Here is a 12,261-nt window from a genome sequence, read left to right on the forward strand (position 1 = left end):
GTCGATTACACCAATTCCGCCAAATGCGCCGGGTTGAAACCAGACAGTTCTTCGTTGGCGCCGCGCTGCACTTTCTGCACCCAATTCGGGTCGCTTAACAATGCTCTGCCGACCGCGATCAGATCGAATTCGTCACGCTCCAAACGCTGCACCAACTGATCCAGCTCACTACGCTGCGAACCCTGGCCAGCGAAGGCACCGAGAAACTCGCCATCCAAGCCCACCGAACCAACGCTGATGGTGGTTTTACCGGTCAACTTTTTCGCCCAACCGGCGAAATTCAAACCCTGTTCACCATCGACGTCCGGAAATTCAGGTTCCCAGAAACGACGTTGCGAGCAATGAAAAATATCCACGCCAGCCTCGGCCAGCGTTGTTAACCAGCGTTCCATTTCAGCCGGCGTTTCGGCCAGGCGAGCGCTGTAATCCTGTTGTTTCCACTGACTGAGACGAATGATCAACGGAAAATCCGGGCCGACTGCGCGACGCACCGCCTTAATCACTTCTGCGGCAAAACGGGACCGTTCCACCAGCGTTTTACCGCCCCAATGATCGGTGCGCTGATTGGTTCGCGACCAGAAAAACTGATCAATCAAATAACCATGAGCACCATGCAGTTCAGCGACATCGAAACCCAGACGCTGAGCATCGGCCGCCGCCTGTGCAAAGGCATCGATGGTGTCGACGATATCGCTTTCGGTCATGATCTTTCCGGCTGGTTGATCCGGCGCAAACAAACCCGATGGACTTTCCATCTCGCCCTCTGCCTTCCAACCGGAGCTGCTGGGCGCGGTGCCGGTATGCCAGAGTTGCGGTCCCATCTTGCCGCCCGCCTGATGCACGGCATCAATAACGCCCTGCCAACCAGCCAGAGCCTGATCGCCATGGAAGAAAGGAATGTGCGGTTCATTGCGCGATACCGGACGGTTAATCACCGTGCCTTCGGAAAGAATCAGACCCACCTCACCTTCGGCGCGGCGCCGGTAATAATCGGCATTGGTCTGAGCGGGAACACCATCGCTGGCCATATTGCGCGTCATCGGCGCCATCACGATGCGGTTTTTCAGCGTTAATGAACCCACATTAAGGGGTTGAAACAGAGCGGATGTATCGACTGCTTTGGCTTGCATAAAAAGAGGTTTCCTAGGTGTTTGTTTAACAGACGCACATAGTATCTTTTATATACCTAGTGTAAATTAGGCACTTATTAGTCACTAAGTAACCCCAAGGTAACCACCCATGCCGATGGATCCTGCCTTCACCGTTAACTGCCCCAACCGTTTGCTGTTTGCCGAAATCGCCGATAAGTGGACCATGATGATTCTGACGGTGCTGGAACATCAGCCAAAACGATTCAATGAACTCAAACGCCAGTTGGAAGGGGTGTCACAAAAATCGCTGACCCAAACGCTGCGCCGACTGGAACGTAACGGCATTATCACGCGCGAAGTCATCAGCAGTTCACCGGTGGCCGTGGAATATGAACTGACGCCGATTGGCCGGAGTCTGCTGACGCCTTTCAAAGCGCTGTACCGCTGGACCAATGACAATCTGGAGCAGGTCAATCGCGCCCGCGAACAGTTCGATCAATTGCAGAGTGCCTGAAGCGATTCCGGCAATTAACGTCACGCAATCGCTTTAACCAAATACCGATCTTGCCCAACCGGTCGCTGGCACCCGCTCGATAAAATGCTGCGCAATCGACTGGTGCGCTTCCGGGCCTGGGTGCAACGCATCCGGCAGCGGCCAGCGTTGATGATCGTCCGGCCCATAGAGTTCACAACCATCGAGAAAGAACAGATTTTTGTCGGTTTGCATCCGCCTGCGCACCAAACCCGCCAGTTGCGTACGGATCGACTGCAAGGTCAGTTTGCCGGCGGCGCTGTCTGCGTCGTTACCGGTCGCCTGAAAGCGAATCTGACCCTGCGCCAGCGCGGCGACATCAAAGGCACCCGGGCCCGGCGTGGTTTCATGAATCGGACAATACAGCGGCGAGATCACCAACAGTGGCGTCTCCGGTTGCCGGTCCCGGATCATATCCAGAAAACCCAGCAACGCCGGTCCAAAAGCTCGTGCGCGCATCACATCAGCATTCACCAGATTAATGCCTATCTTCAGGCTGATCAGATCGGCTGGCTGCTCAGCAATCACCCGCGCCACAAACGGATCGAGCATGGCGCTGCCACTGAAACCGAGATTGACCAGATCGAGCCCGGCCTGCATGGCCACCCGCGCCGGCCAGATACCCGCCGCACTGGCGGCATTGGAACCCTGGCTGATGGAGCTGCCGTAATGCACCCAGACCGGTTGGCTGGAGGTTGCCTCGCTGTGCAGTTCGGCGTCGCTGCGCAGTTGCAACAGCTCGACGGTTTCGTTGTACGGCAGCCAGATTTCGATGCGTTTGTCGCCTGGCGGCAAGTCATCAAACCTCAGCGTACTGACCTCGCCTGGCTGGCGATGGGGCTGACCACTTTGCATATCGAAGCTGATTTCCGTAGCGCTGGTCGGCGTCGCTAACGCATAAGACCGGCCATCAACGCACAACTCAAACTGCCCTTCGGGCCGGCGCGGCATACCGACAAAACCAAAGCGCGAGACAAGCGTATCGAGCTCGATCCAGCGTGCGCCCGTGCGCAACACAATGCGCACCCCGGACGGTTGGGATTGCGCCATGGCAAGGCCCGCATCGGAATAATAATCACGCGCCCAGGCCGGTAAACGATGCGGTACCAGCGCCTGGTCGCGGCGTTCGATATCGGCGGCGCCTTTAATAAAATCGGGCTGCATCGGCGTAACCCGAGCATCGGAAGAAGTGGTCATCTTGGCTCCACAATAGTTCTTGAAAGTGACATCAGGCGACCGGCCAGTGACGCAAAGTCAGATCGAGCGCATCCAGAGTTCGCTCCCAGGAGATTTGCGCCTCGACGGCGGTGTGGGCAAAACCACCGGCCGATTCAAGCGTGGTGTAACCCAGAAAAACGCTGCCCAGAAAACGAATGGCGTGAGTCTGTTCGGTGTCGTTCAAACCATAACCGCGCAACACAGCACCGAGCATACGCGACAGCTTGACGCCGGAACTGGCCGCCGCTTCGGTGTCACTCAGTGGGTAACGGGCAGCAACAAAACGCCCCGGATGCGCCTGACCATAATCGCGATAGGCATTGGCCAGTGCGACCAAGGCGTCCTTACCGGAACGGCCGGCGATGGCTTCAGCGGCGCGATCGGCCAGTTCATCGAGCGCCAACAGCGCCAACCGGACTTTTAAATCGGCGGAGTTTTTCAGGTGGGAATAAAGACTGGCGACCTTGACGTCAAACCGGCGAGCGAGCGCCGACAGCGTGACCTGTTCAAAACCCAGTTCATCGGCCATCTCAGCGCCAGCCTGGATCAATACGGATGTTGTTAAACCTGCGCGACCGGCCATAGCACCGTCTCCTGAAGCAACCGGCGCGCAGATTAACCTAAAGGTATTAGGTTTTCAATTAACAACTATAGCTTAAATTCAAAACGCTTTAGTGGCCGCGCAGTTCGAACAGCAGCGCATCAACGCTATCGTCGGCCTCGAACACCAGCTGTGGCTCCTCGGCAATATAGGCGCCATCGCCAGCATTCATGGTCACGCCATTGACGCTGACTTCACCGCGGGCAATCTGCAGGTAATACAACCGATCCGCTGCCGTGGTGAAGCTTTGCGCTTCGCGTTCCAGACGCACCTGATACAGGCTGGCATCCTGGCGAATGGCCAGTGAACCCTCGCTGCCGTCGGGTGAAACGATCCTGTTGATGCCGCTCAAGCCGGAAAAATCCTGCTGTGCATAACGCGGTTCAACACCGGCCACATTGGGCAGCACCCAGATCTGCAGAAAATTCAGCCGGTCGCTTTCCGAGGCGTTGTACTCGCTGTGCATGACGCCACTGCCGGCGCTCATCACCTGCACTTCGCCAGCTTTCAGTTGCGACACATTATTCATGGTGTCGCGATGGGCGATGCTGCCTTCGAGCACGTAGGTGATGATTTCCATATCGCGATGACCATGGGTATCGAAGCCGGTTCCCGGCGCCACCCAGTCGTCATTGATAACGCGCAAATCGGAAAAACCCATGTAGTTCGGGTCGTAATAGTTAGCGAAGGAAAAAGTATGGTGCGAATCCAGCCAGCCGTGTTGGGCGTGGCCACGTTCGTTGGCCGGGCGAAGATGAATCATGACGACCTCCTGGGGTTGAGCGTGTCGAGCCGAACTCGATCACCGAATGGAGGCCAATATAGAGGTTGATTGCTGGCAAACCTAACGGAGCTTTTCGGCGTTATCGTTCAATTTCACTGATCGAACGCGGGTATGGTACGCACAGTGGTTTGCCGCCAACCGGCTCAGTCAGAATGCGACTGTTGACGGCAAAGACCGCATCGATATTCGCCGGCGTTAAAACCTGTTCAGGCGTGCCATCGGCGTAGATGGCACCCTCTTTGAACAGCACCAGCCGATCGGCATAACGCGCCGCCAGGTTCAGATCGTGCAGCACCACCAAGGTGGTTTTTTTATGTTCGCTGTTGAGCTTGCGAATCTGTTCCAGCACATCGATCTGGTGAGTGATATCGAGGTGGTTGGTCGGCTCATCGAGAATAGCGTAAGGCGTGTCCTGCGCCAGTACCATGGCGAAAAACGCACTCTGGCGTTGACCACCGGAGAGTTCCGACACCGGCCGGTCACGCAGATGTTCAATCCCCACAGTAGTAATCGCCTGGTTAATCAGTTCGACATCCCGCGCCGATCGAAAACCCAGCAACGACTGATGCGGTGCGCGGCCATAACCGACCATCTGTTCCACGCTAATGCCGGTTGGTACCAAAGGCTCCTGCGGCAGGAAAGCCAGCGTCCGCGCCACCGCTTTGGGCGAGCTGGATAAGACATCCAGACCATCGACTTCAATCCGGCCACTGCGTGGCTTCAGCAGACGCGCCATGGTTTTCAGCAGCGTCGATTTGCCGCAGCCGTTAGGGCCGATAAAGACGGTGATTTCGCCATCGCGAATGGTCAGGTCAAGGTCGTTAATGACCGCCGGATTGCGGCCATAACCGGCACTGACGCCGGACAAAACAATACTCATCCGTCTTGCTCCGAAGCGGTGGTCAACATGATGTAGACAAAGAAAGGCGCACCCAGCAAGGCGGCCAGAATGCCAGCGGAAATCTCGATCGGCGGCGCCAGCGCACGACCCAAACCATCGGCTAATGACACCAGCAACATGCCGGTCAAGGCTGAAGCCGGTAACAGCCAACGATGCGAGCCACCGACCAAGCGCCGGGCAATGTGCGGCGCCATCAAACCGATAAAGCCCATCACCCCGACCACGGCCACCGACACGCTGGCCAATACCGTCGCTACCGCCAGCAACGCCAAACGCAACAACGGCACGCGAATGCCCAGTCCGGTCGCCGAAGCGTCACCCAGGCTGAGCAGATCGAGACGATAAGTCAGCGCCATGGCCAGGGCAGCAAACACCAACAGCGGCGCCAGACTGATCGACACATGATCCCAACTGCGGCCCCACAAAGAACCGGTCAGCCAGATCAATGGTGCTGAGCGTTCGGCGTCGCTGGAGGTGACCAGCAGATAATCGACACCGGCTTCAAACACCAGACCCACAGCAACGCCGATCAAGGCCAGATGGGCCGGCGATAAGGTGCGAAAGTGCGCTACCAGCATCACCACCCCGGCCGCCGACAACCCACCCAGACAGGCAGCGACCGGCATCCAGGCTGGTGGTAAATCCGGCAACAAACTGACCACCAAAACCGCAAATAAAGCCGCACCGGAATTGATGCCGATAATGCCCGGGCTCGCCAGCGGATTACGGATCACCGCCTGAATAATGGCGCCGGATAACGCCAGCGCACCGCCAGCTAATAACGCCAATACCACACGCGGCAAGCGCGACTTTAAAATGATATAGCGTTGCTGATCACCATCGAGATTGAACAAAGTATTGATGATGACATCGACCGGCACCTTGACCGCGCCAACACCCAGACTCCAGATCGCCGAGGCCAGCGTCAGCACCGCGAGCAACATCACCAGAGTGGCGCGCCGCTGGTAAACGCCCTGCCCCACAGCGCTCATACCAGCCTCCGGGCGGTTAGGGTCGCGTAAAGAAAATAAGGCGCGCCAATCAGCGCACAGACCACACCCAAAGGTGTTTCATAAGGAAAGCGAACCAGCTTGGAAACCGCATCGGCCAACACCAGCAAAGCACCACCGCCCAGCGCCACGGCTGGTACCAGCGCACGATGATTCTGACCAAACCAGAAGCGGCACAGATGCGGCACCACCAGACCGACAAACATCACCGGCCCGGCCACCGCCACACTGGCGCCGGTCAAAATCGCCGCTAGGGCTGCACCAAGAAATCGGACCCGGCGCGGGTCGATGCCCAAACCTTGCGACGCGCCATCACCGAGCGCCAGCACATTAAAACCATGCGCCAGCAGTGTGCTGCCCAAGAGCCCGGCTAAAGACCAGGCGATCAATGGACCCAGATGGTCGGCGGAAACAGAAGAAATATCGGCCGACACCCAGTTGATCACCAGCCGGGAAAGATCGTCATCGAGGGTGTAGGTAAAGCGCACACAGGCGTAGCTGAAGGCACCGACGGCAACGCCGGCGAGTATCAAACGAATGGAATCGAGCCGGCCACCCAGACCACCGGCGATGGCGAAAGTTACCAGACCGGCCAGAGCAGCGCCGATAATCGCCATCAGGTCCAGTGGCATACCGGACAGAAACGGCAACACCACCGCCAGCGCCACGCCCAAAGAGGCGCCCTGATTAATGCCGAGAATGGATTCCGAAGCCAGCGGATTGCGCGTTACCGCCTGTAAGGCCAGGCCGGCAAGAGCGAGATTAACGCCGACGAACAGCGCCACCAGCGTACGCGGCAAGCGCAGATCAAGCACCGCCGAGCGCGCCAGCGAGCCGTCGTCAATCCACAACAGGCTGAGAATATTGCCAAGGCTGATGTCTGTGCGCTGGCCCAGCGTCAATGACCACAGCGCCGCCGCAACAACGGCAGCGCCCAGCAACAGATAGCGAAGCGCGAGCGGCACTCAGCGCTCGATCTGCGCCATGATATCGACCAGGCTGGCAGCGCTGGCTTCAGAAGCAATCACACCGCGCAACCGCGACCAGTTATGAGCAGTAATGTCGAACAGACGGTCGTTCTTAATCGCCGTTAAGTTGTCGAATAAAGGCTGGCCAACCCATTCGTCGGTCAGGCCGGTTTCGACGTAGAGACCGCGAATCAAAATATCCGGATCGAGCACCGACAATTGTTCCAGCGAGGTTTGCACAATGGCGTCGCTGTAAGTGGTTTCGCCGTCGGTCGCGGCCATTTCTGTATCGAAACCAAACCAGCTCAGCATCGAACCATTGTAACTGGTCGGCGAATGCAGATAGATGCCCTGGCCGTTGTCGATAAAGAACTGAATCGACCAACCGGAGACATCACCCAACTGCGCTTTGTAATCGTTCATCAGCGCCTCGTGTTGTTGCAGACGCTGCGTCATCGCCGCTTCCTGCCCCACCGCATGGGCGATGGTCGCCGCCGCTTCCATGGCCGTTTCATAAGTGCCGGTCAGGCTGTCGAACACCAGAGTGGGCGCGATGTCGCTGAGCGAACCGTAAATCGAGCTGTGACGGCTTTTGTCAGCAATGATCAAATCCGGCTGCAGGGACGCAATGATTTCCAGACTCGGTGATTTGCGCGTACCGACCGACACCCAGTCGTTACCAATAATATCGGTGTAGGCTGGAATGATGGATTCACGACGGTTGTCATCGGCAATACCCACCGGTGCCACACCAATCGCCGCCAGGCTATCGACAAAGCTGTATTCCAAAACCACGATGCGTTGCGGATTCTCGGGAACGTTGGTGGTGCCCAGTTCGTGTTCGATTTCAATGGCGTGGGCCGCAGCGGCCAGAGTCATGATGCAGGCAGTCAACCCAAGACGAGCCAGTAAGGTGCGCACTGTGTTATCTCCATATTCAGCCGACCCGATTGCGCGAAACAGTCTTCAGTCGGTGCTGCAAAGGTGGGAATGCCGATTGCACAGCCGCGCCTTGGCGAGGCCGGCAACCAATGGGCAACCAAGTTTGGAGCGGGATAATAACGAGGCACATACGCAAAAACAATTGATAAGCATTATTACCAATACGACGAAATGCCAGCACTGTCTTGCGAGAGGAGTTTTAGCAACGCTCGAAGCGCTGCAAACCAACCTGACCGGACCAGGGGTCGCTGACCTCTTCAGCAACCAGATGAAAATCATACTGCTGGTATAGCGCCCGGGCAGCATCTAGCCCGGCAAAGGTGGTGAGATAGGCCCGCTGGTAGCCGTGTTCGCGTAGAAAGGTATCGGCCCGGCTCATCAGTGACTTGCCCAGCCCCTGACCGCGCAGCTGTGCCGAGACGATAAACCAGCGCAGATGCACGCCGGCGCCGGCAGCATCGATGGCGTCCAGCGTCAGGCTGCCAACCAGACGATCAGCGTCGTCATAAGCGGCCAGAAACAGATCGCGCTTTGCGTCGAAGCGACTGAAAAATTCGCCCATACCAGCGGCCAGGCCGGCTTCAAAGGGCGCGCCGAACCCCCAGGCCGGGGCGTAATAATCCATATGCAGGCCGATTAACCGCGCCAGCACACCGGGGCGGTAGTCTTCTTGGATGTCAGTCATCGCCTTCTTCCTCTGTAACCCGGACGCCGACCGCCAGCGCTAGCGCCGCCAGGTGGGCGGCGAAATCGTCGCTCAGGCTGTCCGGCTGCAACACCAGGCGCTGCCAGACCACGGCGATAATCACCTCGTTGACGGCGCCGGCATCGGCCCGGCTTTCGCCAGTGCGATTGGCCGCCACCACCAGGCCGGTAACGATGTCCTCGCGCCCGGCGACCAGCCCCTCGCGCAGCAGCGCGCGCACCGAGGCATCACTGGACGCCTCGCCGATCAGACCGGTCAGAATCGCCCCTGCGCAACTGCGTCGGTACAGCCTGAACAGAGCGCTGAGCAGCGTTGTCAAACGCTGCCTGAGCGGACCTTCGGTACTCACCAGCAGGGCTTCGCGGCTGACGATATCGGTATAGAGCTCCACCAGCAGCGCCGCCTTCGACGGCCACCAACGATAGATGGTCTGCTTACCGACACCGGCGCGTTTGGCAACGCCTTCCACCGTCACCGCGCCATAGCCGGCCTGCGCCACCCAGTCGGCGGCGGCGGCCAGGATGGCACGATGTTTATGGGCGGAGCGCCGACGGGCGCTGGCTGCTGGCGTGTTCATAGCCCAAAGCTAGACGAGACGTATCGTCTTGTAAAGCAATATTATCAGCGCCAATTGCTTCTCCTTCTGGGCCGTCCGACGCTTCAAGAGGGCTAGGATGAGGGGCCACGCTCTACGACCAAGCCGCCCGCGCCGCTGCATCGCTGTAAAAAACCCGGCGCTGCGAGGCAGGGCCGGGTTGATTTTGCAGGGATAGGTTTGCTGGGGTTAACCGCGCAGCTCAGTAAAGGTAGACCGCGCCGGAGTAAGGCATATCGTTATCGGACAGAGGGTCAAAGCCCTCAGGCAGGTCGTCGCCGGCCAAGCCACCCACGCCTTGGCCTTTGCTGTCTTCACCAGGCGCGCTCACCGCCAGGGTTTGGCCGTCACCACTGAGGGACAGGGCATAGCCGAAATAATCCTCTTCTCCGGTATTGGACGCCTTGAGATAGCTTTCCAACTGCCAGCTTCCGTCTGGCTTGACGGCGTAGCTATAGGCGGCACCGCTACGGTAATAAGCCGTATCATCCTCGTCGTTGCCATTCAGGCCGGTGGCGTTGCTGTCTTCCCCTCTCGCCCCCACGGCCAGCCGTTGGCCATCAGCGCTGAGGCTGACGGAGACGCCGAAGAAGTCATCCTCGCCGGTATTGCTTGCCTTGATATAAGCCTGCTGTTCCCAGGTATCGCCTTGCGGGCCGAACAGATAGACCGCACCGGAATCAGGCGCGATGCCATCGCCGGTTTCCGGTGGGGAGAGATGAACGCCTTGAGCCGAGTGGTCTTCATTCCGTGCACCCACCGCCAATACCCTACCGTCCCCATTCAGGCTGACGGAAGTGCCAAACTCGTCGCCTTCGCCGGTATTGCCCGCCTTGATGTAGGCCTGCTGTATCCAAGCGCCGTTGTCCACGCCAAACAGATAGACTGCGCCTGAGTCAGTCGCATCGTTATTATTATTGCCATCGTCGTCTTTCGTTGTTGGTTGATCGTCACCGACCCATACGCCGGTAACCGAGCTGCCTTCCCGTGGCGCACCCACCGCCACCAAGGTACCGGCATCGTTCAGACTCACGGAACGACCAAACAGATCATCAGGTTCAGCATTCCTCGCAGAGAGGCTGGCCTGTTGCTTCCAGTCCGTGGGGTCAGAGGTATCGTTATCGGGCACGAAAATGAAAGCGTAGCCAAGACCAGTGGCACTTCCATATTCACCATCTGCTCCCACCGCCAGCACCGTGCCGTCTTTATTCAGGCTGACGGAGCGGCCGAAACTGCCATAATCATTGCCATCGCCATCGACCGTGACGACGGCTTGTTCCTTCCAATCCCCCTCGCTGTTCGGGCTGAAAAGATAAACGGCACCGTTATTGCTGTTTTTTCCAGTCGCCCCGACCGCCAACACATCGCCCGCATCGTTCAGGCTGACGGAGATGCCGAAGTAGGCATCTTTCGCCACAACCTCTGCCCGGATAACCTGCGGCCCTTGCCAGTTGCCCTGGGCGTCCTGGCTGAACAGATAGACAGCACCGGTGTACGGCGCTTTATCGTCATCGCCATCTTCCTGGAGTGCCCCAACCGCCAGCACCGTGCCGTCCTGGTTCAGGCTGACGGAGGTGCCAAAGTAGTCAAACTCCCCCGGATTACTCGCCTTCAGGTAGCCGATGCTTTTAACCAAATGGTTGAGCTCGGGATTGCCATCGATCATCACGGCCTGGCCTTCGGTGCAGCCATTAGCATTGCAACTGCTCAGCAGATACTGCGCATGAGCGCGGGCATAGAGCGGGACTTTCAGGCGGTACTCGTGGGTGTCGGCGGGAAGTTCAGCCAACATCGTCCAACCTTTGGGGCCGGCTTTGCCATCCGGCTCTTCGTGCAGTTGGTAGTGAGTGGCACCTTCAACTGCCGGCCAACTGAAGTGAAAGGTTTTGATGTCGTCCAACTTAAGACTGAGTTCAGCGGCGGCAGGCCCAGTGGGTTTAGTAGAGTCGGAATCGCAGCCACTCAGCACGATGGCGAACAGCAGGGCGCTGATTATTTTGGGTGGGGTGAGATGCTTCATGACGTGCCTCAAAACAGGGTTGAAATGGCCCGGCCCGCGAGTGGCCAGAGGGTTATTCAGAGGCTCTGTTATAAAGCACGGTCGTTGTATTTAGGGTTTGAATAAACGTGTTATTTTTCAGGAAAATCGGCTAAATCGTTTGAAAAAACGCAAATAGTTGGTTTTGGTTGAATCATGACGCAAATGCCGATTGAGCGGCGGCGTTATGCGTCGAATATTTTGGGCGGCTGGCTTAACCAGGGTTTATTACGGATTAGAGGGAACCTCCATTGTGGATAGGTCCGCAGTCCTTTGAGATAGCTTAGCTTGGTCCGACACATCGGTCGGCCGAAGTCGAGACTGCACGGATGCGCTTGCGGCGTGCCGCCGGGATGTCGAACCACGGTAGCGTACGCGTTGGCAACCGAAGGTCCTTGGCACGACCCTAAAGACAAACTCAAAGCTTCCAAAAACCACCCACAACGAAAAAAGCCCGGCTCTTTCGAGTCGGGCTTTTAATCTAATTGGTAGCGGGGGCAGGGCAAAATCGGCCGTTTAGTAAGCACTGCTTGCTGGTCGATTTTGCGACCGCACATGGGCAATAGCGACTGCTTAGCAAGCGCTGCTTGCTAGTCGGTATTGCGACCGCACAGGGATGTGCGGGCTGGACCAGGCCGCTTGGACGCCCAACCCTACAGACAAACTCAGAACATCCCAGAAAACCACCCATAACGAAAAAAGCCCAGTCTTTTCAGACTGGGCTTTTAACCTAATTGGTAGCGGGGGCAGGATTTGAACCTACGACCTTCGGGTTATGAGCCCGACGAGCTACCAGACTGCTCCACCCCGCATCAAACTTTCAGGTTATTTATATCCCGGAACCTGGCCGGGTCGGTCTCATAAGCCGAAGGTCG

At 57.8% G+C, this 12,261-nt stretch carries 12 protein-coding genes and 1 tRNA gene; 1 reads left to right on the plus strand and 12 read right to left on the minus strand.

What is annotated here, in order from left to right; translation table 11 throughout:
• Positions 1-5 precede the first annotated feature (5 nt).
• Positions 6-1,130 carry an NADH:flavin oxidoreductase gene (locus ACXAE6_RS17080; RefSeq protein ID WP_475151634.1) on the minus strand — a complete coding sequence of 375 codons (1,125 nt, stop codon included), beginning with the start codon at positions 1,128-1,130 and terminating at the stop codon, positions 6-8.
• Positions 1,131-1,239: 109 nt separating this feature from the next.
• On the opposite strand from ACXAE6_RS17080, the gene ACXAE6_RS17085 reads away from it, so the two are divergent.
• Positions 1,240-1,605 carry a winged helix-turn-helix transcriptional regulator gene (locus tag ACXAE6_RS17085; protein WP_475151636.1) on the plus strand — a complete coding sequence of 122 codons (366 nt, stop codon included), beginning with the start codon at positions 1,240-1,242 and terminating at the stop codon, positions 1,603-1,605.
• Positions 1,606-1,638: 33 nt separating this feature from the next.
• Here the strand turns inward: ACXAE6_RS17085 and ACXAE6_RS17090 are convergent, their stop codons facing one another.
• The 11 genes from ACXAE6_RS17090 to ACXAE6_RS17140 form a co-directional block, all read right to left on the minus strand.
• Positions 1,639-2,820: a GDSL-type esterase/lipase family protein gene (locus tag ACXAE6_RS17090; RefSeq protein ID WP_475151638.1), complete on the minus strand. Its 1,182-nt coding sequence runs from the start codon at positions 2,818-2,820 to the stop codon at positions 1,639-1,641.
• Positions 2,821-2,851: 31 nt separating this feature from the next.
• Positions 2,852-3,424 (minus strand): TetR/AcrR family transcriptional regulator, encoded by a 573-nt coding sequence (locus tag ACXAE6_RS17095; RefSeq protein ID WP_475151642.1) that lies wholly within the window; start codon positions 3,422-3,424, stop codon positions 2,852-2,854.
• Positions 3,425-3,512: 88 nt separating this feature from the next.
• The gene (locus tag ACXAE6_RS17100) at positions 3,513-4,205 is read right to left on the minus strand and encodes a pirin family protein (protein WP_475151646.1); all 693 of its coding nucleotides are present in this window, start codon (positions 4,203-4,205) and stop codon (positions 3,513-3,515) included.
• A gap of 100 nt (positions 4,206-4,305) precedes the next feature.
• Positions 4,306-5,106: an ABC transporter ATP-binding protein gene (locus ACXAE6_RS17105; protein WP_475151650.1), complete on the minus strand. Its 801-nt coding sequence runs from the start codon at positions 5,104-5,106 to the stop codon at positions 4,306-4,308.
• Positions 5,103-6,119 carry a FecCD family ABC transporter permease gene (locus tag ACXAE6_RS17110; protein ID WP_475151653.1) on the minus strand — a complete coding sequence of 339 codons (1,017 nt, stop codon included), beginning with the start codon at positions 6,117-6,119 and terminating at the stop codon, positions 5,103-5,105. The genes ACXAE6_RS17105 and ACXAE6_RS17110 overlap by 4 nt, the downstream gene beginning before the upstream one ends.
• A complete protein-coding gene (locus tag ACXAE6_RS17115) occupies positions 6,116-7,102 on the minus strand; it encodes a FecCD family ABC transporter permease (RefSeq protein ID WP_475151656.1) in 987 nt (328 codons plus the stop codon). Before ACXAE6_RS17115 ends, ACXAE6_RS17110 begins: the two co-directional genes overlap by 4 nt.
• Positions 7,103-8,026: an ABC transporter substrate-binding protein gene (locus ACXAE6_RS17120; protein WP_475151658.1), complete on the minus strand. Its 924-nt coding sequence runs from the start codon at positions 8,024-8,026 to the stop codon at positions 7,103-7,105.
• A gap of 220 nt (positions 8,027-8,246) precedes the next feature.
• Positions 8,247-8,732, minus strand: coding sequence for a GNAT family N-acetyltransferase (locus ACXAE6_RS17125; RefSeq protein ID WP_475151660.1), 486 nt, complete (start codon positions 8,730-8,732; stop codon positions 8,247-8,249).
• Entirely contained in the window at positions 8,725-9,330 is a 606-nt protein-coding gene (locus tag ACXAE6_RS17130) for a TetR/AcrR family transcriptional regulator (protein WP_475151665.1), read from the minus strand. Before ACXAE6_RS17130 ends, ACXAE6_RS17125 begins: the two co-directional genes overlap by 8 nt.
• Before the next feature lie 220 nt (positions 9,331-9,550).
• The gene (locus tag ACXAE6_RS17135) at positions 9,551-11,368 is read right to left on the minus strand and encodes a hypothetical protein (protein ID WP_475151667.1); all 1,818 of its coding nucleotides are present in this window, start codon (positions 11,366-11,368) and stop codon (positions 9,551-9,553) included.
• Between the two features lie 753 nt (positions 11,369-12,121).
• A tRNA-Met gene (locus ACXAE6_RS17140) sits at positions 12,122-12,198 on the minus strand.
• Positions 12,199-12,261 lie beyond the last annotated feature (63 nt).

It is taken from the genome of Saccharospirillum sp. ABV4_185, assembly GCF_056159245.1.